Genomic DNA, 22952 nt, shown 5'->3' on the forward strand with positions numbered 1-22952 from the left:
TCGCTGAAAGTCTTCCCTTTTCAGCGCCTTGATCACATCGCGGCTATCGCTCGGTCGTCGGCGACCTGAACCGGGTTGGCCTGACGAGCGCCTTTGAGTCGAGCACGCGATCGACGAGATCGGAGGCGAGCGTGGTTTTTTCCTCTAGTAGCCCCCGTATGGGGCGGCCGCTCTTGAGGATTTCCGCGGCTATCTCCGCGGCCTTCTCGTAGCCGATGAGAGGGGTTAGGGCTGTCGCAAGAGCGGTGCCGGACTCGAGATGCTCCCGGCAGCGCGTTTCGTTCGCTGTAATGCCGATTACGCATTTGGAAGCAAGCGTTCGGACCGCATTCGCCATGATCGACATCGATTGCAGCAGGTTGAAGACGATGACGGGCTCCATGGCATTGAGCTGCAGCTGCCCTGCCTCCGCTGCGAGTGTCACGACAAGGTCCGAGCCAATGACTTGGAAGGCAACCTGGTTCACCACTTCCGGGACAACAGGGTTGACCTTCCCCGGCATTATTGACGATCCGGCCTGCATTGGCGGCAGATGAATTTCGCCTAAGCCTCCTCGAGGCCCGGACGAAAGCAATCGCAAATCGTTCGATATCTTCGATAGCTTGACGGCCGTTCGCTTCAGTGTCCCTGAAAAAAGCACGAACGCGCCCGTGTCCCAGCAGGCCTCGACAAAATCAGACGCCGATTTCAAATCGACCCCGGATACCTCGCGGAGCTTCGCGACCGCCAAGGCCGCGTATCGCGGGTCGGCGGTGATCCCCGTTCCGATCGCGGTACCGCCAAGATTGACCTCCCTCAAGAGACACGACATTTCGGTAAAGCGCTGGATATCTTCGCGCAGCGTTACGGCGAATGCCTTGAACTCCTGGCCGAGTGTCATTGGCACAGCGTCCTGTAGCTGCGTCCTGCCCAGTTTCAGGATGTCGGAGAACTCGGTCGACTTCAGTTCGAACGCGGTCGCAAGCTCGTCGAGAGCTGATATCAGGGTTTCGTCGCTGAGAAGCAGGGCAAGGCGGATGGCCGTTGGATAGACGTCGTTGGTGGACTGCGAAAGGTTGACGTCGTTGTTCGGATGGATGACGTCGAACCGACCTTTGGGAAGCCCCAGTCGCTCCAGCGCGCGGTTGGCGATCACCTCATTTAGGTTCATGTTCGTGGAGGTTCCTGCGCCGCCTTGAAACACGTCAACAGGGAATTGGTCGGCCAGAATGCCGTCGGCGATGTCGTCGCACGCCGCGACGATGGCCGAGCCCTTGTCAATGTCGAGATCGCCGAGCTCGACATTTGCCAGCGCCGCGGCCTTCTTCACAAATGCCATGGCACGAATGAAGACGGGATAGTGTCCAATCGATATCCTCGAAATCTGGAAGTTGGCGATCGCCCGGGCCGTTTGCGCGCCGTAGTAGCTTGCGACGGGGATATCGATGTCGCCGAGCATATCTTGGACACGTCGCGTCGGTTCTGCCGAGGACAACATTTCTGGCTCCATCCTTGTTAAAGTCATTCGTTTTCATCGCGCACTGGACGACAGGCGCGCACCCATGGCCCCGTACTGCATGCCGGCCAAATTCAATTCCATCAGTTCGATGCGGTTGCCTTCAGGGTCCTTGATCCACGACTGTCGATTACCGTCCCGTCCCGTCGTGATGGCGGTTCCTTCCACTTCGCAGATACCGGACAGGTCGTCGCGCCACAAGCACATCCGCGCTCCGCGAGCGCGGAGCGCCTCCACCGTGGCGTCGACATCGGCTACCTCGAGGCACATGTGCTGATAACCACGCTCTTCAGGGGTCGGAGCGTGCTCCCCGATCGCGCCAGGAAACAATTCCAGATATTGGCGATCGTTGATGCGGAGATAGACCAGGAACACCGAGCCATCGTCATTCGGCAACCGGAACATCTCGCGGAAACCCATCACGCGCTCGTAGAACGAGAGTTGAGCATCGAGATCGTGAACCTTTAGCGCCACATGGGTGAAACCTTCGAAGGATCGGCCGGGCCGAAGCGCGGACAAGCGATCGTGGGCGATCTTCCAACGGGATACGAAGCGGGAAAAATCGAGGGGTGCGTCGTGCTCGGCGACATGTGCCGCCAGACGCGGCAGGGCGCGGAGCGTTCGAAAAACATCGGACCAATTGCTCTCACCGAAACCCAGGTCGGCCCATCCCTCCTCGAGGATGTCGGGCTGAATGTCCTTGAGGTGAACGGCAACGATCCGGCCCGCGTAGGACGTCAACCACAAAACGGGGTCCTGGCCGGCACGCAGAATCCAACCCACATCCACTTCCCAATCCATACCCGGCGCGCCTTCCAAAAGGATATCGATCGGCGTTCGCCCGTCTGGCAGGGAGATGAGTTCGAAATCGTGATTGTGCCAAGCGAACCGGAGGCCCAAGGCGCGCAGCTTGCCTTCGACAATATCGAGGCGCTCTCCGAGGTTTCGCCAGCCGTCCGTACTCGATGGCCGCCCATCCTCGGGCAGCCCTGGCACGATCACAGTATAGATGTCGAGATGCCTGGTCAGATCGACCACCCGATCGAACGCATTCTCCAGCATTTCCAAAGGAACGTGAGCCTGCGGCATCGCCAGGCTGCGCAGGTCGAGTTCTTTCCGGAAAGCGGCTGGATCCTCGAAGTTCAGCCAGCAGCCCTCTACGCCGTCGTATCCGACCGCGGCTATCCGGTCGAGCGCCTCGGTTTGGGATTGGACGTTGCGGGCCGAATAGAGCTGCACCAATGTGGGCACGCTAGACCCTCCGATTATCAAAAGTGTCCGTCATAATGATCTGGACCAGGAATTTGGAATTGGGCCCCGATCAGACCGTCGGGTGGAACTCAATCGCCATCCAGATGCAGTCGGTATCTGTCCAGCCTCGGTGCCACGGATAGAAGAAGGTGCGTTTGTCGACCACCCAGACAATGGGATCGTGGGTATCGCCTGGAGAAGCGCTGATTTCGCGATACATCTCCTTGCCTGCTGCATCCTTGAACAACTGGATGCGTCCGTGGCCGAAAATCTGCGTGTGCAGTTCGATAAAGGAATGTGTGTTGTGGATCACCGCGTCCGTGCGTGCAGGCGCCCACCAAAGGTTCAGCTGGATATCGAACTGCTGGAGTTCGTCCCTGGGTTCGGGACTGTTGGAAAGGTTCCAAGGGTTCAGTTCGACGCGTGCGACTATGTCCTTGGGCGAGATGTAGAGGGGTGTGCGTTTCGGAAACTCCGGCACGGTCTCGCCAAGCCATTTCCAACCGTCCAGAACGACGCCGCCAAGGTTGACATCCTCTGGGACATGGACAACGGAGGCACATTTGCCTTTGGTAATAACCCCGTCCTTGAGGATCGCAGAGCGCCAAGGCGGAATGACCCCGATCGGTTCGCCGGCGATATACATGGGCTCGTCCGACAGGTTCGTGACGACGCCACTGGTTGTGTAGTTGCGCGCGTCATACACCATCTGGGCCTTTACGAACGTACCATCAAAAGCCAAAGGCCGGGTGCGGTTTTCTTGCATCATTTTCCCTCCCCAAGGTATCGGGCCAGCCACGTGGGCTGGCCCGCTTTCATCAAAAGCCGCGTCCCTTGACGTACTGGGCGCGCAAATCGCCGAGATACGCAGGGACGGTGATGTCCCACCAACCGGTCACGTGCATGTTGGAGTATGGGCGCTCGATCGCGCAGATCGCATCAATGAGATAGGGCTTGCCGGAGGCAAGAGCGCGCTGAATGGCCGGCCCGATTTCGGCCGGATCGGTTACCCGCTCGGCTTGGCAGCCCAAGGACTTCGCCACCCCTGCCGCGTCCGCCATCCAAGGTTCACCATCCGGCGTCTTGAATTGCGTGATGATCTCGCGGTCTTCGCCGAACATGTTGAGCTGAAGGTTGCGTATTGCGCCCCAACCACCGTTGTTGATCACCAGGAAGATCACCGCGGTGCCAAGCATTGCGGCGGTGGCCAGTTCGGTACCTGTTTGCAGGAACGCGCCGTCACCGAAGACGGCGCATACGGGTGCCTCGGGTTTACCGAGTTTCGCGCCGATAGCCGCCGGCAGAGCGAAGCCAATGCCTGACATGCCACCGGGCGTGATGTGCTGGCGCGGGCCATATACCGGGAACTCGTTGAAGACCTGGTTCTGCGGGTTGGAGCTGTCGGTTACGACGATCGCATCGCGCGGCAGGACCTTGCGCGCTTCGACGAGCACTTGGGAGGCGGTCATGGGCTGCACATTGGCGGTGCGGAGGGGTCGGAGGAATTCTTCCCACTCCACCTTGCGCGCCAGCAATTCCTTGAACTGCGCGCTGTTCTTGTAGTCACGCGGCTTGGCTATCGTTTTGAGTGCGTCAAGGATTGCGGACAGGACGGCCTTGGCGTCGCCGACGATACCGACTTCGACAGGATAGTTCTTGCCGATCTCGAAGCCGTCCAGATCGACCTGGATGAGCTTTGTCTTCGGGATATCGAACGTGATACCCGGCTGGTAGGACGACGTGATGCGGTCGGAGAAGCGGCAGCCGATCGCCAGGAGCACATCCGCCGTGCGCGTCATCGCGTTGCCCGGGATCGATCCCAGATCCCCGCATGCACAGGCGAACAGCTCGTGATCTTCTGGGAAAGAACCCTTACCCATGAACGACGTCGTCACAGGAGCTCCCAGAAACTCGGCGATTTCGCGGAGGATTTCCGTCGCCTCGGCAGTAATGACGCCGCCACCCGCCAGAATAACCGGACGGTCTGCCGCGATAAGCAATTGGACCGCTTCGGCGATGTAGGTGGGATCGCCATAAGTGCGCGCTGCGGTGCGGCGCTTCTTGCCGTCATTAATGACCACGTTGCCGGTCTCGGCCTGAATGTCCTGCGGGACATTGAGAAGCACGGGACCCATGCGCCCTTCGAGCATGGCGTTGAAAGCCTGCTCCATCATGTTCGGGATTTGCTCGACGTGGCTCGGGTTGAACCAGCGCTTCACTACCGGCTCGGCCATCCGCGGAAAATTGTCCGAATGCGGTCGATCGAGTTCCTGAAGAACTCCGCGACCCATCATGTAGGTGTGGACACCACCGGTAATGACGAGCTGCGGGAGGGAATCGGCGAAGGCCGTAGCTATACCCGTCAGCGTGTTCGTCGCACCCGGGCCGATGGATGTTACGACGGCCGCAACCTTGCCAGATGAACGGTAGAAACCGTCTGCCATGTGCGAGGCGTTCTGTTCATGCATGGCTGGGAGCAGATTGATCTCTTCCTTGCGGTCGACAAAAGCATCCATCAATGCCGTGTCGCCATGTCCAGGAATACCGAAGACATGCGTGACGCCTTCTCGTATGAGATGGTCCACAATGATCTGGCCGCCGGTCATTTCGCGCGAAACTTCGATCCCTTCGACTTTTTTGTCCATTTTCATTTCGTTACCTCCAGTTTCTTCTCCGGTGCGATCGGCTCAACGGCGGTCGCATAGTCTACATTCCGATGTCCGTAACGACGAACCCGGACGTTGGCCTGTTCTGCATGTCCGGCAAAACCCTCCATCATACACAGGCGTGAAGTGTACTCTCCGACGAGTGCAGAAGCTTGGTCCGTTAGGATTTTCTGATATGTGCAGGTCTTGAGAAATTTCCCCACCCATAGGCCGCCGGTGTAGCGCGCGGCTCGCATCGTAGGCAGGGTGTGATTGGTTCCAATGACCTTGTCGCCATATGCAACCGTCGTCCTCGCCCCGAGGAAAAGTGCACCGTAGTTCTTAAGGTTGTCCAAGAACCACTGGTCGTCGCGGGTCATGATCTGGACGTGCTCGGAAGCGACGCGATCGGCTTCCGACAGCATTTCCTCCCGGGTGTCGCAGATTATGATCTCACCGTGGTTCCGCCATGCCTCGCCAGCGATTGCCGCCGTCGGTAGGATGCGTAGGAGGCGATCGATCTGCTCCAAGGTGTCGTTTGCGAGCTTTTCAGAATTGGTAATCAGGACTGCAGGGGAGTTGGCTCCATGCTCGGCCTGTCCAAGCAGGTCGGTTGCAACAAGCTCGCCATCAACCGTTTCGTCGGCGACAATAAGCACCTCGGTCGGACCTGCGAAAAGGTCGATACCCACGCGCCCGAACAAAAGACGCTTTGCTTCGGCCACATAGGCATTACCCGGGCCGGCAAGGACACTAACAGGCTTGATCGTCTCGGTGCCGACCGCCATCGCGGCTATGGCTTGGACGCCGCCTAGAGCATATATCTCGTCAGCACCGGCAAGATGCTGAGCCGCGACGATCAGGGGTGCCGGAGCGCCCTTGAATGGAGGTGCGCAAGTGATCACGCGGTCGCAGCCGGCAACTTTCGCGGTCAATACGGTCATGTGAGCGGAGGCAAGCAACGGGTACTTGCCACCGGGTACGTAGCAGCCGACGCTGTCCACGGGCACATGCTTATGCCCGAGCACCACACCGGGAATGGTCTCAACCTCAAGTTCCGACATCGTATCGAGCTGGGCCTGGGCAAAATTCCTGACCTGGTCCTGCGCGAACTCGATGTCTTCGCGCTCCTGCTTCGTGATGCCGTTCACGCAGGCGTCGATCTCCGCTTTCGTGAGTCGATAGTCCGCCCGGTCGAGGCCGTCGAAGCGGATGGCCATTTGCCGGACGGCTTCGTTGCCGCCCGTTTCGACTTCAGCGATCAGGTTCTGCACGGTCGTCGTTACGGCCTCATCGTGGAAATTCGACGCCTCGGCGAGAGGACGTTTCAAATGTCTTATCATGGCATTATCCCGCTTTTGATCCGCGACTTCCGCCGCCGTCGGCAGAGTGGCACTTGCTCATTTCGATCGCGGCAGAGTGTTCCAACGAACTGCCGCGGACAATTTCGCAGGGCCTTGAAACTTGGCGCAAACTGACGCATTTTCAGCAGGAGAAATGAAGCACAACGAGCGCGCCAAAGTGACCACCGAAATCATCGATCCCTTACAGAGCCAGAATTTTGGTGAGAACCTGCGCTTTCTGTGTGAGCGTCAGGGAACGGTCTCGAACATCTGCCGGAAAATCAAAATAAACAGACAGCAGTTCAACAAGTACTTGTCGGGCCTCCACCTGCCGTCGATGCAGAACCAGCGCCTGATCGCGAATTTCTTTGGCCTCAGCAGGTCCGTCCTGTTCGCCGAGCCCGAAGAGTTCCGCACTCTCATGGAGGGCAACTACTTCTACGCCATCGACACGCTGCGCAGTTCCAAGAGGATGGCGGCATTCCTCGACACGCTGCTGGTCGCGGAGGATACAGCAGGGGACGAATACGCAGGCGTGTACGACCGATATCAGTATTCGACGATCTACAAGGGGAAGGTGCTAAGGTCGGCCTATTGCATCTACCGCAACCGGGACTTGCTGCAGCACTATTACATCGAGCGCTTCCCCAATCTTGAGGACCAGGACAAGATCGACTTCGTCTTCAAATATCACGGTTTTACAATCCCGCTGGGCGGCCGGTTGTTTTCGCTGGATTTCGAGGCCGTCCAGAAAAACGAAATGACGTTTGGAATCTACGCCCCAGTCCAGCGGAGTTCAAAGAGCTTCCTAATGGGGATTACGAGTGGGATCGCGGAGACCATGCTTCGTCCGCCTTACTCGACGAAAGTCGCGATGCATTTCCGCGGACCTGGTCTGCTGAAGCGAGAACACCTGGACCGGGTTACCACGCTGGAAAAAGGGGACCGATCGATCCCCACCGAGGTCCAGCAGTATCTCAGCAGCGTCGATTAGGCCGACTTCTTGAATTCCGTCGCGAGGATATGGTCAGACGCGCGTAGCGCCTGCGCAGCGATCGTGAGCGCGGGGTTCACTGCCGCCGACGATGGGAAGAAGGACGCGTCGATCACGAACAGGTTGGAGTGATCCCAAGTGCGACAATACTGGTCCAGCGCTGAAGTCGCCGGATCGCTGCCCATTTTCACGGTGCCGGATTGATGGGCAGTCGCATGCGCAACAAGCGACTTCGTAACGACAACGGGATAGCCCGCGCGTTGCAAAGCGCGCTTCATGCGTTTCACCAGTTCGAGATGCCCTTCCATGTTGTTGAGAGTTACCGCCAGCTTGATCTGGCTGCCCTCAAGGGTGACGCGGTTGTTGGGGTCAGGTAAATCCTCCGACAAAGCGATCCAGTCCATTCCATGCCTGGCCATCTCGTTGCCCAAGAACCTCGGGAGGTACGGCACGTTGGCGGTCAACATGCCGCCCTGGAGCTTGCCGAGCATCTGCATATGTCCCATCGGCCACGGAAAATTCTTATCGCCGAAATACCAGTCGTTGATCGCCAAAGTCTTTTGGAACGTTGTCGAGTTGATCCGATGCGATAGCCCCATGAGAGCCGTCTGGTTATGGACCATGTAGTGGCGGCCGACGACATCCGAGCTGTTTGCAACGCCTTTCGCCGCGGAGCTGCTCGCGGAGCGCAGGAGCAGGGCAGCGGTATTGACCGCGTTACAGGACACGACGAACAGTGGTGCCGAGTAGCGTTTTGTCTCGCCCTTTTCTTCCACCTCGACTGCCTCTACCTTCCTGCCGTCCCCCGACAGGATGATGCGCCGAGCGAAGGTCCTGGTCTTGAGATCGACCCTCCCCGTCGCTAGAGCGGGCTCGAGCGCGCACGTCTCGGCGTCGTTCTTCTGTCCGATCTTGCAAGGGAAGCCGTCGCAGGTCCTACAGAGAATGCAGGTTCCCGCGGCTCCGGAGTTCACGCCATTCGGCATAGCCGACGGGGAGATGCCCTGGCTGCGAAGCCGATCCGCCAGGTGTGCGACGGCCGGCTCCGATGGCACCGGCCCGAAAGGGTAAGGCCCGTTCCTGTGCGGTGCGGTCTTGTCTCCCGTGTCGTCACCGTGAACGCGGAACATTCTTTCCGCCTGATCGTAGTACGGCTCCATATCGCAGTAGCGCATCGGCCAGGCAGGCGAGATGCCACCCTTATGTTCGAGTGTCTCGAAGTCTTGCTCGCGCAGCCTGAACAAGGCCGCGCCGTAGAATTTGGTCGATCCGCCGACGTTGTAGCAAGCGCCGGGATCGAAGGGGTTGCCGTTTCGATCGAGCCAAGTGTCCATGGCTTTGTACTTCTTCTGAAAGAAGACGGTATCGACGCTCCAGTTCTCCGGCTCCCGTGGCACGAAATCGCCGCGCTCCAGTATGAGGACGCGTGCCCCGTTTTCGGCAAGTCTGCGGGCCGTTACGCTTCCGCCTACACCACTTCCGATAATGATGACGTCGTAATCTTCCATGTCGTTCCCGGTTTTATCGTGATTGATTATCGAGCGGCGCGACCCATCAGGCGCTTGCCGTCCCTTGTAAGGTATCTAACACCGGTGAAATGACCCGAGAAGCGGGATTCCGGGCTCTTGCGTCACAGTGCGTCACATATCGGACAGGTGCGAACTTGCTGATCGAGCACTGGAAATGGCGAATAGCTAAATCTTGGCCGCGGGCGCTATGGGTCGCCCCACATCCTCGATTTTGGAAACGGTTGCCACATTTTTGTTTGTGACGAGCGGACGCAAATTTCGGAAAGAAGGACCCCGCGCAAGCCTTCGTTTAGGTCGGTGACTGGCGTCTTGCCGATAGTCCGCCAGTTCGGACCGGCTTCAAGCGCGCTGGCGTAGTCCATGTAGAGCACGGCAAGGGCTTCAAGATAGGCTTCGGGGTTTCCGGCAGGCAGGCTCACGCACGATGCTCCTTCCTCTGTCATGTCCGAGGCTCCCCTGCGGTAGATGAGATCGGCCTGTCCCATCCGAGAAAGATGCAGCGTCTCGGGCTGCTCCTGTCGCCACTCAAGCGTGCCCTTGCTTCCAACAATTTTGAAACGGAGACCGTTCCGGTGGCCGGGAGCTGCTAGACTGCACCACAGCAATCCTTCTGCACCTCCTTCGAACTCCATCTGCACAACGCCGGTGTCGTCCAGCCCGAAACCGTCGACCGTGGTCGAGAGCTTGGCATTCAAGGCGACACACCGCTTGCTAGAGACGAATTCGAGGATGTTGAATGCGTGGGTACCAACGTCGCCGAGGGCACCGGTCAATCCCGCTTTGCCTGGATCGCCCCGCCAGAGGCCGCCTTTGCCGAGCTTGGAGGGATCGTTTGCCAACCACTCGAGAAGGTATTCGACGTAGAGGAACTTTACTTCGCCTATCTCGCCACGTTGAACCCGCGCCCTTGCGTCCCTCACCATCGGATAACCTGTGTAGGTGTAGGTGACCGCCGCGAACAATTCAGTCTTTTCGGCCAGATCGATCAATGCCTCGGCTTCCCCGGAGGTATTCACCAGGGGCTTGTCGCAGATGACGGGAATTCCAGCCTCGAGGAACAGCCTGCAAGGCTCGTAGTGAAGGTGATTGGGTGTTACGACGACTGCTACATCGATCTTGTCTGAGCGGATGGATTCCGCCTCAGCCATGTCTCTGAAAGTGCGATAGGTCCTCTCCGGAATGACGCCCAACGCCTCTGCGGCCTCCCGGGATACGGCTTCGTTCGAGGAAAACACTCCAGCCTTCACATCGAAGCAACCGGTCAGGCGCATGGCGGCGCGGTGGATTCCCGCGAAAAACGATCCGTGACCTCCTCCGATCATGCCAACGGTGAAGCGTCGCTTCGCCGGAATGTCCGAGATCAAGTTTGGCATGTGACTGGTCTCCATTCTTATGGCTATTCCAGTCTCATCGGCGACGCATAACAGCAACTTCGCATCGCGCGAATATATGAAGCAGTGTGGCGCATATCTTCCACAATCACCCAATGCCTTCGGTGCGATCGAATCGAAGCGCTGAGTGCTTCAAGCTGCGTCATGAGTCCGCTGCTTGCGAAATTGTCACATTGCCCCCCGCCGTTACTCTCAGAGGTCAAATACGAAAGGCGTTAGTCGGCGTCTTCGAGAAATCGTTAAAAAGGGGAAGTGGAATGACTCATGTCGCCACAGGTCGGCTCGTAGCCGACAAACCGGGACCGTTGCGTCGGTTCCTCTCGCCGCAGCATCCTGCCGTCATGGTGCAACGCGTCATGCTGTTGCTGTTAGTGGTCGCCATCATCGGCCTGTCAATCGCCAACCCGAGTTTCAGGAACCCGGCCAATCTGTTGAACATCATCCAGCAGGCGTCGATGGTCGGTATTGTGGCGTGCGGGATGCAACTGATGATCATCTCGGGAGGCTTCGATCTTTCTGTGGGAGCGACTGCCGCGGCCGCCGGATGCCTCGCTGCGACCGTATCCCTGGTGGCTGGCGTTCCGGCCGGGATCGTCGCAGCGCTAGTCCTCGGCCTACTTATCGGGATCGCCAACGGCTGCTTGATCGCGAAGGTAGGGATGAACCCCTTTGTTTCGACTTTTGGAACGCAAGCGATCATTCTCGGCACGATGTACGCGCTCACCGAAGCGCGTCCGATCGCGCCGCTGCCACGCGAGTGGCGCGAGCTCGGCTTCTTCCATATCGGCGGCCTGACCTTTCCGAGCATGGTGTTTATCGTCGTTGTTGTGGTGTTGGCGCTCGTGCTGCATTTCACCAGCTATGGCCAGCATGTCCGTGCGGTCGGCAGCAATAAAGTCGGGACCAGCCGCGCTGGTGTCAATGTCGACCGGGTTCTTATCGCGACCTATGCGATCGGCGGGCTCACCGCAGCGATCGCCGGCCTGTTGCTGACCTCTGTCGCCGGCATCGGGAGTCCGCAAGCCGGAACGACTTGGGCGCTTCTTTCGATCGCGGCAGTTGTCATCGGCGGTACCCCGCTGACCGGCGGGGTCGGTGGCATTGCTTCCGCCGTCATCGGGATCTTCGCTCTGACGATCCTGAACAACGCGATGACGCTCTACAGCATCTCTGCCTTTTGGCAACCGGCATTCATGGGAACAGGTGTTCTCCTGGCCGTCGGTTACGAAGCCCTGCGGCGCGGCCGCAAATACTAAGAGTGGAACCGGCAGAAAACACTGCCAAAACTAGGAGGAAATGCAATGAAACTCACAAGACGAATGTTCGGTATCGCTTCGATCGCAATCGCAATTAGCGGTACCCTCTCTGCGCCTGCAAGCGCAGAAAACAAAAAAATCGGCGTGATGATCTACAATGTCGGCGTCGACCCATGGATGAACGTGGGCGTCAAGGCGATGGAAGAAAACGCCAAGAAGCTCGGGTACGACATCACCGTCGTTGATGGCCACAATGACGTGGCGCAGATGAATGCCGCCATTGAGCAGTTCGTCATTCAAGGCGTCAGCGCGATCATTGTTGCACCGGCCGATCCCGACAGCCTTGTCGGCAGTGTTCTGAAGGCAACCGATGCAAAAATCCCAGTCGTCTCCTATTCGATGGGAATCTCAGAAGAAGCACCGATCACTTCGTTCGTTGGCTCCGATGAAGAATTCATCGGTCGGCTTCACGCGGAACAAGCCGTCAAAATGCTCGACGGCAAGGGCAACGTAGCCATCATGACCGGCATCCTGGGAACGGCGCCGCAGATCGGGCGAGGCAAGGGAGAGCATGATGCGCTTAACGGCGCACCTGGAATCAAGATCGTCGAAGAGCAGGCAAACGATTGGGCTGCGGATAAGACCGTTGCCTTGATCCAGGACTGGCTTTCTAAGTACCCCAAGGGAGAACTGAACGCAGTATTCGCTCATGGACCGGAACTCGTCGCCGCCGCCGAATACGCGAAAGCGCAGGGCCGGGACGAAGTCATGTTCTTCGCGGTTGACTATCCGGAGGACGCGCGTCGCGCGATCAAGGAAGGCACGCTTACTGCAACGGTCTCTCAGAGCCCGGCCTTGCTCTCGAAGCTTGCGGTCGAAGCCGCCGATAAGGCGATCCGCGGCGAGAAGGTTGAGTCCAAGATCATCATCCAGAATACGCTGATCACGAAGGACAACGTGGAACAGGTTCCGGCTGACTACTAATGCGGATCGACCCGCGCCGCCGAGACGGCGCGGGTTCTCACTTGACGAACTTATTTTAGGAGAGGTGCAATGCCCTTGTCTGTAGTCCGCCAAAGCGAGGCTGTCGTTATGCCCTTAACATCCACCCCGATTGTGGAGGCAGTCGGCGTCGCCAAGCACTATGGTGGCGTGATCGCCCTTTCGGGTGCGAACCTCAGAGTCATGCCAGGCGAGGTGGTCGCCATCGTCGGCGACAACGGAGCCGGGAAGAGCACCTTTGTCAAAATCCTTTCGGGTGCCCAACCCGCTACCGAAGGAAAGCTGCTGGTTTCAGGGCGTGAAGTAATCTTCCATCGCCCTAGCGATGCCCGCGAGGCGGGTATCGAGACCGTGTATCAAGACCTTTCACTTGCAGAGCATCTTGATGTCCTGACCAATCTCTTTCTCGGTCGCGAGGAGTTCTACTTCAAGTTCGGCGGTCTCAGCATTTTGAACCGTCGCAAGATGACCGCTCGCGCGGAAGAACTCTTGAATGAAATTGGAGTCAACGTTCCAGGCGTGCGTGACATCGTTGGTGGTTTGTCCGGCGGCCAGCGCCAGGGTGTTGCGATCGCGCGCGCGGCAGGCTGGGGTTCGCAGCTAATAATCATGGATGAACCCACTGCGGCGCTCGGCGTTCAGGAAACCGCCCATGTTCATGACATTATCCGGGCGCTGCAATCCCGCGGTGTTGCTGTCCTTCTCGTCAGCCACAACATGAAGCAGGTCATGGAACTCAGTAGCCGGGTTTACGTGTTCCGCCGCGGTCGGATCGCGGCCGAACTGCAGACACCGCGCACGACGACTGATGAGATAATCTCTTACATCACAGGTGCCCGCGCCTGAACAAAACAACCCGGCGCTCCACTGTAGAGTGATGCGCCGGGTTTTTATTGCCTGAAATCGCGCTATTTAAAAACTGCTGCGAGAAACGCATTCCAGAACGTCTGCCCATTCGTGACTTTGACATTTGCGTCGAGTGCGTGATCGTAGTCCGGGCAGATAAACGCGAGTGCAAGTAGCTGTCTAAACATTGCCTTCTCCCATTCCCAAGCAGGCGTCGAGAACGATGCCGATACCAAGATCGCTCCTTTCCACCTGCACCTTCAATTTCGCAGGATAGGGAAAAGTGAAGCCCTCTGACGCACTTTTTTAGATATGGCGACTGCATGTCGTCGGCTTTGCCTTGCTGGCAGCCTTAGGCTCTTGCTTGCCTTCCATTCTGGCGCCCTCGATTTTTGATGGCCTATGCTATCAACTGCGCATCCCTATTGAGATGCTCGTGATCCCGTCGAGTGCAGTGGGATCGCGGTTCGATTCCATCGATCTGGCGCTTCTCGTCGCCAACCGCGAGAACATTGCAGCTCCTCCCATGTTCTATTGCCTTATGGCATACCAAAGCCGTTCTTCCGGAGCCTGAAGCGCCTCGATGAGTTTAACGCTATGGCCCGATGGCAAACGTGCAACAACTTGTTGCACGATTTCCTTGTCGGGACATGCCCCAGCAAAAGCTCGCATATATAGGTTTAGGGGTGAAAGCCTGTCCTCTCTGGAAAATTGCGCCGGAGGTCCGCGGCCAGCCGGGCCATCGATCGTACAAGGGGTTGTCCGAGCTGCCGATAATGTCGATTTGTTTGAGCTAAAAAAATAGGCCCCAGGAGAGGGGCCTTGCAGAGGTGCAACCTTCGACATGAGTACATATAACACCCTTGCGGCAACAATGTTCCATCGCGGCGGTCGACAAATCACCGTCTCTGTTTTCGCACCCGGATCACGTTACCGTTGCTGTTGCTGCACTGCTTGCAACGCATGCGTCGTCCAAGTGCCACGATCGACTGCGTCGTGCCAAACCGACGCGCCAGGTCGTTCCGATCAAGGTGATGTTCTCGGCCGCAGCGTTTGCATTGGCAGAAAAGCTCATACCATTCCGGTAGATTGGCGAAGGTGATTTCTTCCGGTCGTCCGGCTGGCTCCGCATTGCCAGCCGGTACGATCGGGAGGGCGGGGCCTCCGAAGGCATTGGGTCGCTGTATTTCAGCTGACAGCGACCATTGAAGTTGTTCTTGGTTTTCGAGCAGCCGTTTGCTTGTGCCAGTTGGTCCAAAAGGGAGGGCATAGGCATGTCGCCGATGCGCTCCAGCAGCGCCTTGGCGTCATATTGCTTCCTCATGCCGCATGAACATTCGACCCGAACCTTGGCGACGAGCTCCGATAGCCACCAGGCACCGTTCTTAGGCATTGCCCTTCTTCCACTCCGGCCGATGTTCGTAGCCGAACCAGCTCGGTGTGGCCCTTCCGATAGCGAAGTCGAAGCCGTCCCACTTCTTGAAGCCGTGGTGTTCGCACAGGTGCTCAGCCAGGCTGCTTTCCGCTCTCTTGGTAACGCCAACTTCGTCGCTCATGCTCAATGCCTTCTGAGTAAATCTGTTCTACAAATGTTCTCATTAAGGCAGAGAGTCAACGACCAGATTTGGGGAGGCTCTCCGCATAACTCAAAAAGGGGAGCGCTGAATCGCGGAGCTCAATCGACCATTCGAAGCCGGTAGGTGGCTCGCAATTATCCCAACCACCAAACTCATTCATTTGCTGCCATCGACCCTTCTTGCCGTGTCGAAATTCCTCGCTATTCGATTTGTAGATTTTGAACCGATAGGGGCGCACGACGCGGACAAAGATTACGGATCCATCCTCCGGCATGTCGCCTTTTCGCCATGTGGTGCCGGGCATTTTGATAGCCTCCACCCAATCAATGCGGCTTTGGGGCTATCAGCACGACGCCGGCGCCAAGCTCAAACATTTCTGCCTCAGCATTGATCGAGAGATAGTGGTTTTCGGCCAGCTCGATCAACGCTGATGAGGCCTCTTCGGGCGACCATCCTGCTGCCTCGATCCTTTCGATCAAAAACTGGAATTCATCAGTGATCGCCTCCTGGCATTGCAGGTCACGATCGGGGTGAGATTTCGGATGTCTAGGCCCGGCGATTTTCGGCATGGCGTTTCCTCCTGCAGAAGATGTTAGGGCGGCGTTTGCTGTTCGCAAGGTCCCTCTAATGCAAGACGTTCACAATGCACTGAAGCAATCCGATTTCCTGAATTCTATCTGTGACGCTTGACGCCAAGGTAATGATGGAGGGACATCTTACGTGTAGTACAGGCCTTTGTTAGGGATCCGGAATGTGAGCAAGCCGAACTATCGGGATATCGCCCGCCTGGCCGGAGTCGGAACTGCAACGGTCGAGCGGGTCGTGAACGGGCGAGGCGGCGTACGCGCTGAGTTGGTCGAGAAAGTCGTTATCGCCGCTCGCTCCCTCAATTACCCCCGATTACCTGCGGACACCCATCGCGGACTGCTGCGCATTGAAGTCTTGTTGGTTCGACCTGAAACGACCTTTTACCGCCGGCTCGCTAATGCCTTCGAGAGGATTGCCGAGACACTCGATCCGCTCGTAATCGTGCACCGCACCTTCACTGAAGAGATGAAGTCTGCGGAAATCGCAAGGCGCATCATGTCTACCGAAATGACGCGCGCAGGTCTGATCTTGGCCGTACCCAACAATCCAACGATCAGCGCGGCGGTGGAAGCCGTTGTGGAGCGGGGTCTCCCGGTCGTCCATGTTGTAACGCGTGCCTCTGAGACGAAAGGTGAGTTCGTCGGCATTGACAACTACGCTGCCGGACGGACTGCGGCGCATCTCATTGCTCGAATGACCCGGGCAAAGGGCTCGGTCGTTGCCTTGTGCCATCCCATCTATCAGGTGCACCGCGAACGCATCCGCGGGTTCTCCGATTACTTTCACGAGCATCCTGGTTCGATCGCCTTCGAATGGCTTGGGTTCACACGTGATGACGAACTTTATAGCGCGGAGACTTTGGTCAACGCGCTCAAAATCTATCCCGACCTCGTGGGGCTCTATAACGCCGGGGGTGCAAATTCCGCACTGATTGACGTGCTGCGCCGAGATCCCCGCGGTCGGGACCTGCTGTTCGTCGGTCATGAGCTGACAGACTATACGCGCAAGGCCCTGCGTGATGGGATCATGGACGTGGTTTTGGATCAGGCACCGGAGGCACAGGCCCAGCGGGCGCTCGACCTCATTCTGCGACGCATCGGCCTGACGTCGATCGAGCCGGATCTCGCTCCAATCCGCTTCATCACCATCACCCCTGAGGGGCTTTGATCTAAACAGATCAAACGAACTTTCGGAATCCAACCCGCCTCCTGCTAGATTTTTGTCAAGGAAGATGCCGGCCTCCCAGAGGAAGAGGACCCGGATAGGGGCGCTAAATGCGTCCTTCTTCCATCGTCAATTTGTGCGGTTGTGAGCACATCCGATCCCGCGGAGGAGAGCGCAATGGATGATCTGAAGTTTGGAACGCGCAACAAACGCGGTGATTGGGCTCCGAACGAGCCGATTGAATTAGCGCCATTGTTTGCCTTTCCGCTCAAGCTGCTGGCGCTTGCAAAGTGGCTGCCACACTATTTCTTTCCGTGGAATGCGATCTTCGCCGTATCAGCCGTGGCCTATTGGGCTTGGGTGATACCGTCCACGGAGACGATGCAGGACTTGGGCATCGGCTGGATCGCGTCGCTTTATGCCGTGAATGCAATCTGCGTCTTTCTCTTTTACGGCGCTTTCGAACTTCATCTTTACATCCTGAAGCGCCAGGAGAACCGCTTCAAGTACAACGGCAAGTTTCCGGCCGACCAGAAGAGCAAGGCCTTTTGGTTCGAAAGCCAGAACGTTGACAACATCCTGCGAACGTTTCTGTCTGGAGTGATAATCTGGACCGCGATCGAAGTCCTGATGCTGTGGGCCTATGCCAATGGTTCCGCGCCTTGGCTGACGTTTGCGGAAAATCCCTGGACGCTGGCACTCGTCGCACTCGTGGTCCCGATCATCCACGAATTCCACTTCTTCTGTATCCACAGGCTCATCCACACGCCGTTCCTCTACAAGTGGGTCCATTCTGTCCATCACAACTCGGTCAATCCATCGCCCTGGTCGTCGTTGTCGATGCATCCGATCGAGCATCTGCTCTATTTCGGAACTGCGTTCTACCACCTCATCTTGCCGTCCAACCCGATCATCATGCTCTACCAACTTCACTATGCGGGTTTTGGTGCGATCCCTGGTCACGTCGGTTTCGACAAGGTTGAGGTCGGTGAAGACAAGCTGGTCGATAGCCACGCCTATGCTCACTATCTCCACCACAAGTATTTCGAGGTGAACTATGGGGACGCCTTAATTCCGCTCGATCGCTGGTTCGGCACCTGGCACGACGGCTCTCCCGATGGCGAGGCCCGCATGCAGGAACGCTATCGCAAGCGGAAGGAAAAACTCGCAGCCCGCAAGGCACGCAACGCAATCGGGGAGGCCGCCGAATGACCTGGGTTTCAGCATGCAAACTTGACGACATTGAGCAGGAAGGCGCGCTGCGCTTCGATCACGCAGGCCGCACTTACGCGATCTACCGCGGGCCGGACGACAACGTCTACTGCACGGCCGGGCTCTGCACGCACGAGGCGATCCATCTCGCAGACGGGTTGGTCATGGACTTCGAGGTGGAATGTCCCAAGCATTCCGGCGTCTTCGACTATCGTACTGGCGAGGCTCTTCGGCTTCCCGCCTGCGAGAATCTGAGAACCTATCCGGCCGAGGTGATCGACGGAGAAGTACGCGTGGCCCTCGGCTAAAGGCTCCGCTACCGAACAGGCCCGTGGGGCCTCCGGAATGCGATCGGGTGATCCGGCACCTACTGGGAGGATGATATGAAATCCATGTACATGGCAGCCGTTCTGGCCGCCTTAATGGGAACGGCTGCGTCCGCGGAGACGATCGGCGTCTCGATGCAGAGCTTCGACAACAATTTCCAGACATTGCTACGACAGGGACTCGACGCGAGAGCTTCTCAGATAAGCGGCGTCAACCTTCAGATCGAAGATGCTCAAACCGACATTTCCAAACAGCGCAGTCAGTTGGACAACTTCATCGCCTCGGGCGTGGATGCGATCATCATGACGCTTGCAGATACGTCGGCTGCCCCTGGCATCAGCGAAGCAGCGCAGAAGGCTGGCATTCCATTGGTCTACCTCAATCTTCAGCCCGACAATGTCGATACGCTACCCGAAAAGCAGGCCTATGTTGGCTCGAAAGAGACCGACTCGGGGAAGTTGGGTGCCGAGGCTGCCTGTGAGCTCTTGAAGGCAAAAGGAAAAGCAAGCGATGCCCAGGTCTACATCCTGATGGGAGATTTGGCGCATCAGGCTTCGCGGGATCGCACCTCTTCGGTGAAGGAAACGCTGGCGGCGGGCGATTGCAAGGGCGTGACAATTGCTGACGAGCAATCCGCTGCCTGGACACGCACCAATGCGATGGATCTGACCACGAATTGGATCACCGCCGGCCGACCCATTGACGTGGTGTTTGCCAACAATGACGAGATGGCGATTGGTGCCATTCAGGCGCTGAAAGCGGCGGGCGTATCGATGGACGATGTAATCATCGTTGGTATCGACGCGACGCAGGACGCACTGGCGGCCATGGCGGCAGGCGACCTGGACGTCACGGTATTCCAGAACGCCAAGGGCCAGTCAGCGAGCGCCGTCGATGCGGCGGCAGCATTGGCTCAGGGCAAGAGTATCGAGAAGGCGGTCTGGGTTCCCTTCGAGCTCGTCACGCCCAAGAACATGGCCGAATACGCCCATCAGAACTGATCCTCCCACGACTGGCGCATCGCCATTGCGTTGCGCCAGGCCATTTCAAGCTGGAGATAGAACATGGGCGGTATCGTCATTATCGGGGCCGGAGAATGCGGTACTCGAGCGGCCTTTGCGCTGCGCGAAGCAGGCTTCTTAGAAGCCGTCACGCTCGTCGGTTCGGAACCTCACCTGCCCTATGAGCGCCCGCCGTTGTCGAAACCGATCGAGGGTGCGGTCCAGTTGAAGCCGATCTGCGGAGCGCAGGCGCTGGAAGCTTCCGGCATCGACTACCTTCAGGGTGTCTCGGCGTCGAGCATTGACGTGGAAAGCCATACCGTTGCGCTTAGCGACGGGCGGGTGTTGACCTATGGAAAGCTGCTTCTGGCCACTGGCGCGCGTCCGCGGCGGCTGACATGCCCCGGCGCAGAACGCGCGCTGGACTTCCGCACCTATGCGGATGCTGAGACGATCTTCTCTGGTGCCGAGATCGGCAAGAGCGTCGCGATCGTCGGTGGCGGCCTGATCGGAATGGAACTCGCAGCCGTGCTGCGCAAAAAGCGCGTTGCTGTCAGCATCATTGAAGCTGCGCCAAAGCCGCTTGGGCGCGCCGTACCCACGCGTTTCGCCGCAAAGCTTCATGCCAGGCATCTGGGCGAGGGCGTGCAGTTCCATCTCGGACAAGGGGTGGCCGAAATCACTGATGATGCCGTTTATCTCGCCGATCGTGTCGTGGTGCCAGCCGACATTGTCGTCGCAGCGATTGGAGTTCAGCCCGATATGGCGTTGGCCGAGTCGGCAGGGCTTGCGACCGGCAATGGCGTCCTGGTGGATATTTCCCTTCGCACCAGCAATCCGGACATATTCGCGGCCGGAGACTGCGCGGCGGTTTCGCTGGCGAGCGGCGGGCATGTCCGGTTAGAGAGTTGGCGCAATGCGCGTAGCCAGGCCGAGACTGCTGCCCGCAACATGGTGGGCGGCAACGATGCATTCCTGGCCATCCCCTGGTTCTGGACCGACCAATATGATCTGGGCTTGCAGGTCGCGGGTTTGCCGCAGCCCGCTCATCAGGCAGTCGTGCGTTGCCTCGAAGAAGGAGAGCTGGAATTTTATCTGGACGGCGGGCGGCTCGTCGCGGCGGCAGGACTGGGCGCTGGCAACACCATTGCCAAGGATATCAAGCTGGCCGAGATGTTGATTGCCGCCGGCGCCGCTGTCGATGCAGCGTCATTGGCTGACCCGGCGGTTAATCTGAAGACGCTTCTGAAAAGCGCGCGGGCCGCGTGATCAAATCGGCGGGGAGGGGGCAATGCAATCACTTTTGGTGTTTCAATCACTTTGGGCGATGGAACTGCGCAGCAGCAGACGCTCCGAATTCACCCTCGAGGAGAAGGTCGAGCGGATCGCTCAAGGAGGCTTTGATGGTGTAAGCGCGCACTGGCACGACCGAGCGTATGTGCGGCGGCTTCACGCCCTGCTGCGCCAATTCGGGCTTCAGGTCGAAGGCCAGTGTTTTCCAACGACCATAGATGATCTCAAGCCGGTTCTTGAAAACGCCGCCGAATTCGGTGTTCACCATATCTGCCTGCAACCCGACGTTCGTTTGCGCCGCGTAGAAGATTGCCTGCCACTTCTTGAAGGTTGGCAACAACTGTCGGAGGAAGCGAGAATTCCTGTTTTGATCGAGACTCATCGCGATCGGATGACCACCGACCTCTTCTTCACCTTGGACCTTCTTGATCGTCTTCCTAATCTGAGGCTACTGGGAGATGTGTCCCATTTCCTCGTCGGGCGCGAGTTTTGCTGGCCCATCTCCGACGAAAATCACCGACTGATCGAGAAGATTCTGGACTGCTCCTGGGCATTCCACGGAAGAGTAGCCTCACGAGAACAGGTCCAAATCGAGATCTCCTATCCTCACCATCGCCCTTGGGTGGATCTCTTTCTCGGCTGGTGGGAATTTGGTTTTCGCAGTTGGCAAAAGCGGGCAGGGGCGAACGACAGCCTCGCATTCGTCTGCGAACTCGGCCCCAAACCCTATGCGATAACAGACCGCTTCGGCGAAGATACTACAGACCGTTGGGAGGAATCCCTGGCGCTGAAGCAACATGCTCGTGATTTGTGGGCGAAGGTCTCAACCGGCCCCCTGACCTAATCAAACTATCGGAGATATTATTATGGATGTACGCGCCGCCGTCGCCGTTCAGGCCGGCAAGCCGCTGGAAGTGATGACCGTTCAGCTCGAAGGCCCGCGGGCCGGCGAGGTGCTGGTCGAAGTCAAGGCCACCGGCATCTGCCACACCGACGATTTCACGCTTTCCGGCGCCGACCCCGAAGGTCTGTTCCCGGCGATCCTCGGCCATGAGGGTGCCGGCGTCGTCGTTGATGTCGGCCCGGGCGTGACCTCGGTCAAGAAGGGCGACCATGTCATCCCGCTCTATACGCCGGAATGCCGGACCTGCCCGTCGTGCCTGTCGCGCAAGACCAACCTGTGCACGGCGATCCGCTCGACCCAGGGCCAGGGCCTGATGCCGGATGGCACCTCGCGCTTTTCGATCGGCAAGGACAAGATCCATCACTATATGGGCTGCTCCACCTTTGCCAATTACACCGTGCTGCCGGAGATCGCGCTGGCCAAGGTCAACCCCGACGCGCCGTTCGACAAGATCTGCTATATCGGCTGCGGCGTCACCACCGGCATCGGCGCGGTGATCAACACGGCCAAGGTCGAGATCGGCGCGACCGCGATCGTCTTCGGCCTCGGCGGCATCGGCCTCAATGTCATCCAGGGCTTGCGCCTTGCCGGCGCCGACATGATCATCGGCGTCGACCTCAACAACGACAGGAAGGCCTGGGGCGAACGCTTCGGCATGACCCACTTCGTCAATCCGAAGGAGGTTGGCGACGACATCGTGCCTTACCTCGTCAACATGACGAAGCGCGGGGCCGACCAGATCGGCGGCGCCGATTATACCTTCGATTGCACCGGCAACACCAAGGTGATGCGCCAGGCGCTCGAAGCCTCGCATCGTGGCTGGGGCAAGTCGGTGGTCATCGGCGTTGCCGGCGCTGGCCAGGAAATCTCCACCCGTCCGTTCCAGCTCGTCACCGGCCGCAGCTGGATGGGCACCGCCTTTGGCGGCGCCCGCGGCCGCACCGACGTGCCGAAGATTGTCGACTGGTACATGGAGGGCAAGATCGAGATCGATCCTATGATCACCCACACGATGCCGCTCGAAGACATCAACAAGGGCTTCGATCTGATGCACTCGGGTGAAAGCATCCGCAGCGTGGTTCTATTTTAGTCCAATGAAGGATCACGGTCGACCGGTCGGAATTCCATAAACCC

The 22952-nt window shown here is 58.3% G+C and carries 22 protein-coding genes; 11 read left to right on the top strand and 11 right to left on the bottom strand.

Annotated features, from left to right (window positions below):
* Positions 1 to 43: 43 nt before the first annotated feature.
* The 5 genes from J3R84_RS32575 to hisD all read right to left on the bottom strand — a co-directional run bounded on the left by J3R84_RS32575 (position 44) and on the right by hisD (position 6734).
* Entirely contained in the window at positions 44 to 1477 is a 1434-nt protein-coding gene (locus tag J3R84_RS32575) for an aspartate ammonia-lyase (RefSeq protein WP_203530032.1), read from the bottom strand.
* A 33-nt stretch (positions 1478 to 1510) separates the two neighbouring features.
* Positions 1511 to 2746 (bottom strand): VOC family protein, encoded by a 1236-nt coding sequence (locus J3R84_RS32580; RefSeq protein ID WP_203530033.1) that lies wholly within the window; start codon positions 2744 to 2746, stop codon positions 1511 to 1513.
* A gap of 70 nt (positions 2747 to 2816) precedes the next feature.
* Positions 2817 to 3515 carry a hypothetical protein gene (locus tag J3R84_RS32585; RefSeq protein ID WP_203530034.1) on the bottom strand — a complete coding sequence of 233 codons (699 nt, stop codon included), beginning with the start codon at positions 3513 to 3515 and terminating at the stop codon, positions 2817 to 2819.
* A 49-nt stretch (positions 3516 to 3564) separates the two neighbouring features.
* Entirely contained in the window at positions 3565 to 5397 is a 1833-nt protein-coding gene (locus J3R84_RS32590) for a thiamine pyrophosphate-binding protein (protein WP_203530035.1), read from the bottom strand.
* Complete coding sequence (gene hisD / locus J3R84_RS32595; protein ID WP_203530036.1) at positions 5394 to 6734, bottom strand: histidinol dehydrogenase; 1341 nt, start codon at positions 6732 to 6734, stop codon at positions 5394 to 5396. Before hisD ends, J3R84_RS32590 begins: the two co-directional genes overlap by 4 nt.
* A gap of 154 nt (positions 6735 to 6888) precedes the next feature.
* Here hisD and J3R84_RS32600 point away from each other — a divergent pair, with 154 nt between their 5' ends.
* The gene (locus tag J3R84_RS32600) at positions 6889 to 7728 is read left to right on the top strand and encodes a helix-turn-helix domain-containing protein (protein WP_225906571.1); all 840 of its coding nucleotides are present in this window, start codon (positions 6889 to 6891) and stop codon (positions 7726 to 7728) included.
* Here the strand turns inward: J3R84_RS32600 and J3R84_RS32605 are convergent.
* Positions 7725 to 9236: a GMC family oxidoreductase gene (locus tag J3R84_RS32605; RefSeq protein ID WP_203530037.1), complete on the bottom strand. Its 1512-nt coding sequence runs from the start codon at positions 9234 to 9236 to the stop codon at positions 7725 to 7727. The genes J3R84_RS32600 and J3R84_RS32605 overlap by 4 nt on opposite strands.
* Before the next feature lie 206 nt (positions 9237 to 9442).
* A complete protein-coding gene (locus J3R84_RS32610) occupies positions 9443 to 10630 on the bottom strand; it encodes a Gfo/Idh/MocA family protein (RefSeq protein WP_203530038.1) in 1188 nt (395 codons plus the stop codon).
* A gap of 86 nt (positions 10631 to 10716) precedes the next feature.
* Here J3R84_RS32610 and J3R84_RS32615 point away from each other — a divergent pair, with 86 nt between their 5' ends.
* The 3 genes from J3R84_RS32615 (at position 10717) to J3R84_RS32625 (ending at position 13752) form a co-directional block, all read left to right on the top strand.
* The gene (locus J3R84_RS32615) at positions 10717 to 11904 is read left to right on the top strand and encodes an ABC transporter permease (protein ID WP_203530039.1); all 1188 of its coding nucleotides are present in this window, start codon (positions 10717 to 10719) and stop codon (positions 11902 to 11904) included.
* Between the two features lie 45 nt (positions 11905 to 11949).
* Positions 11950 to 12888, top strand: coding sequence for a sugar ABC transporter substrate-binding protein (locus tag J3R84_RS32620; RefSeq protein ID WP_203530040.1), 939 nt, complete (start codon positions 11950 to 11952; stop codon positions 12886 to 12888).
* 69 nt (positions 12889 to 12957) lie between these two features.
* Positions 12958 to 13752, top strand: a complete 795-nt coding sequence (locus J3R84_RS32625) for an ATP-binding cassette domain-containing protein (protein ID WP_225906572.1) — start codon at positions 12958 to 12960, stop codon at positions 13750 to 13752.
* A 925-nt stretch (positions 13753 to 14677) separates the two neighbouring features.
* Here the strand turns inward: J3R84_RS32625 and J3R84_RS32630 are convergent.
* From J3R84_RS32630 to J3R84_RS32645, 4 genes are read right to left on the bottom strand one after another with little or no spacing between them, the layout of a single operon-like run.
* Positions 14678 to 15145 carry a hypothetical protein gene (locus J3R84_RS32630; protein ID WP_225906573.1) on the bottom strand — a complete coding sequence of 156 codons (468 nt, stop codon included), beginning with the start codon at positions 15143 to 15145 and terminating at the stop codon, positions 14678 to 14680.
* Positions 15138 to 15308 (bottom strand): hypothetical protein, encoded by a 171-nt coding sequence (locus tag J3R84_RS32635; RefSeq protein ID WP_171520995.1) that lies wholly within the window; start codon positions 15306 to 15308, stop codon positions 15138 to 15140. The genes J3R84_RS32630 and J3R84_RS32635 overlap by 8 nt, the downstream gene beginning before the upstream one ends.
* A gap of 55 nt (positions 15309 to 15363) precedes the next feature.
* A complete protein-coding gene (locus J3R84_RS32640) occupies positions 15364 to 15633 on the bottom strand; it encodes a hypothetical protein (protein WP_057215178.1) in 270 nt (89 codons plus the stop codon).
* Between the two features lie 19 nt (positions 15634 to 15652).
* Positions 15653 to 15898 carry a hypothetical protein gene (locus J3R84_RS32645; protein WP_038577891.1) on the bottom strand — a complete coding sequence of 82 codons (246 nt, stop codon included), beginning with the start codon at positions 15896 to 15898 and terminating at the stop codon, positions 15653 to 15655.
* 184 nt (positions 15899 to 16082) lie between these two features.
* Between J3R84_RS32645 and J3R84_RS32650 the strand changes: the two genes are divergently transcribed.
* From J3R84_RS32650 to J3R84_RS32680, 7 genes are all read left to right on the top strand, one after another.
* Positions 16083 to 17084, top strand: coding sequence for a LacI family DNA-binding transcriptional regulator (locus tag J3R84_RS32650; RefSeq protein ID WP_171520994.1), 1002 nt, complete (start codon positions 16083 to 16085; stop codon positions 17082 to 17084).
* A 174-nt stretch (positions 17085 to 17258) separates the two neighbouring features.
* Positions 17259 to 18293: a sterol desaturase family protein gene (locus J3R84_RS32655; protein WP_203530041.1), complete on the top strand. Its 1035-nt coding sequence runs from the start codon at positions 17259 to 17261 to the stop codon at positions 18291 to 18293.
* The gene (locus J3R84_RS32660; RefSeq protein WP_057208284.1) at positions 18290 to 18601 is read left to right on the top strand and encodes a MocE family 2Fe-2S type ferredoxin; all 312 of its coding nucleotides are present in this window, start codon (positions 18290 to 18292) and stop codon (positions 18599 to 18601) included. The genes J3R84_RS32655 and J3R84_RS32660 overlap by 4 nt, the downstream gene beginning before the upstream one ends.
* Before the next feature lie 75 nt (positions 18602 to 18676).
* The gene (locus tag J3R84_RS32665; protein ID WP_171520992.1) at positions 18677 to 19621 is read left to right on the top strand and encodes a substrate-binding domain-containing protein; all 945 of its coding nucleotides are present in this window, start codon (positions 18677 to 18679) and stop codon (positions 19619 to 19621) included.
* A 63-nt stretch (positions 19622 to 19684) separates the two neighbouring features.
* Complete coding sequence (locus tag J3R84_RS32670; protein ID WP_171520991.1) at positions 19685 to 20890, top strand: NAD(P)/FAD-dependent oxidoreductase; 1206 nt, start codon at positions 19685 to 19687, stop codon at positions 20888 to 20890.
* A 22-nt stretch (positions 20891 to 20912) separates the two neighbouring features.
* Positions 20913 to 21758: a sugar phosphate isomerase/epimerase family protein gene (locus J3R84_RS32675; protein ID WP_171520990.1), complete on the top strand. Its 846-nt coding sequence runs from the start codon at positions 20913 to 20915 to the stop codon at positions 21756 to 21758.
* Positions 21759 to 21780: 22 nt separating this feature from the next.
* On the top strand, positions 21781 to 22908 hold the full coding sequence (locus tag J3R84_RS32680; RefSeq protein WP_171520989.1) for an S-(hydroxymethyl)glutathione dehydrogenase/class III alcohol dehydrogenase: 1128 nt from the start codon (positions 21781 to 21783) through the stop codon (positions 22906 to 22908).
* Positions 22909 to 22952 lie beyond the last annotated feature (44 nt).

The organism is Ensifer canadensis, assembly GCF_017488845.2.
GTDB lineage: Bacteria > Pseudomonadota > Alphaproteobacteria > Rhizobiales > Rhizobiaceae > Ensifer > Ensifer canadensis.

What these genes read in the sequence shown, in the direction of transcription:
- J3R84_RS32605 (WP_203530037.1), bottom strand. Translation starts at nt 9,236, where the DNA reads ATGGAAGATTACGACGTCATCATTATCGGAAGTGGTGTAGGCGGAAGC.
- J3R84_RS32665 (WP_171520992.1), top strand. Translation starts at nt 18,677, where the DNA reads ATGAAATCCATGTACATGGCAGCCGTTCTGGCCGCCTTAATGGGAACG.
- J3R84_RS32590 (WP_203530035.1), bottom strand. Translation starts at nt 5,397, where the DNA reads ATGAAAATGGACAAAAAAGTCGAAGGGATCGAAGTTTCGCGCGAAATG.
- J3R84_RS32600 (WP_225906571.1), top strand. Translation starts at nt 6,889, where the DNA reads ATGAAGCACAACGAGCGCGCCAAAGTGACCACCGAAATCATCGATCCC.
- J3R84_RS32620 (WP_203530040.1), top strand. Translation starts at nt 11,950, where the DNA reads ATGAAACTCACAAGACGAATGTTCGGTATCGCTTCGATCGCAATCGCA.
- hisD (WP_203530036.1), bottom strand. Translation starts at nt 6,734, where the DNA reads ATGATAAGACATTTGAAACGTCCTCTCGCCGAGGCGTCGAATTTCCAC.
- J3R84_RS32635 (WP_171520995.1), bottom strand. Translation starts at nt 15,308, where the DNA reads ATGAGCGACGAAGTTGGCGTTACCAAGAGAGCGGAAAGCAGCCTGGCT.
- J3R84_RS32640 (WP_057215178.1), bottom strand. Translation starts at nt 15,633, where the DNA reads ATGCCCGGCACCACATGGCGAAAAGGCGACATGCCGGAGGATGGATCC.
- J3R84_RS32670 (WP_171520991.1), top strand. Translation starts at nt 19,685, where the DNA reads ATGGGCGGTATCGTCATTATCGGGGCCGGAGAATGCGGTACTCGAGCG.
- J3R84_RS32575 (WP_203530032.1), bottom strand. Translation starts at nt 1,477, where the DNA reads ATGTTGTCCTCGGCAGAACCGACGCGACGTGTCCAAGATATGCTCGGC.
- J3R84_RS32680 (WP_171520989.1), top strand. Translation starts at nt 21,781, where the DNA reads ATGGATGTACGCGCCGCCGTCGCCGTTCAGGCCGGCAAGCCGCTGGAA.
- J3R84_RS32655 (WP_203530041.1), top strand. Translation starts at nt 17,259, where the DNA reads ATGGATGATCTGAAGTTTGGAACGCGCAACAAACGCGGTGATTGGGCT.
- J3R84_RS32660 (WP_057208284.1), top strand. Translation starts at nt 18,290, where the DNA reads ATGACCTGGGTTTCAGCATGCAAACTTGACGACATTGAGCAGGAAGGC.
- J3R84_RS32645 (WP_038577891.1), bottom strand. Translation starts at nt 15,898, where the DNA reads ATGCCGAAAATCGCCGGGCCTAGACATCCGAAATCTCACCCCGATCGT.
- J3R84_RS32630 (WP_225906573.1), bottom strand. Translation starts at nt 15,145, where the DNA reads ATGCCTAAGAACGGTGCCTGGTGGCTATCGGAGCTCGTCGCCAAGGTT.
- J3R84_RS32675 (WP_171520990.1), top strand. Translation starts at nt 20,913, where the DNA reads ATGCAATCACTTTTGGTGTTTCAATCACTTTGGGCGATGGAACTGCGC.
- J3R84_RS32610 (WP_203530038.1), bottom strand. Translation starts at nt 10,630, where the DNA reads ATGCCAAACTTGATCTCGGACATTCCGGCGAAGCGACGCTTCACCGTT.
- J3R84_RS32625 (WP_225906572.1), top strand. Translation starts at nt 12,958, where the DNA reads ATGCCCTTGTCTGTAGTCCGCCAAAGCGAGGCTGTCGTTATGCCCTTA.
- J3R84_RS32585 (WP_203530034.1), bottom strand. Translation starts at nt 3,515, where the DNA reads ATGATGCAAGAAAACCGCACCCGGCCTTTGGCTTTTGATGGTACGTTC.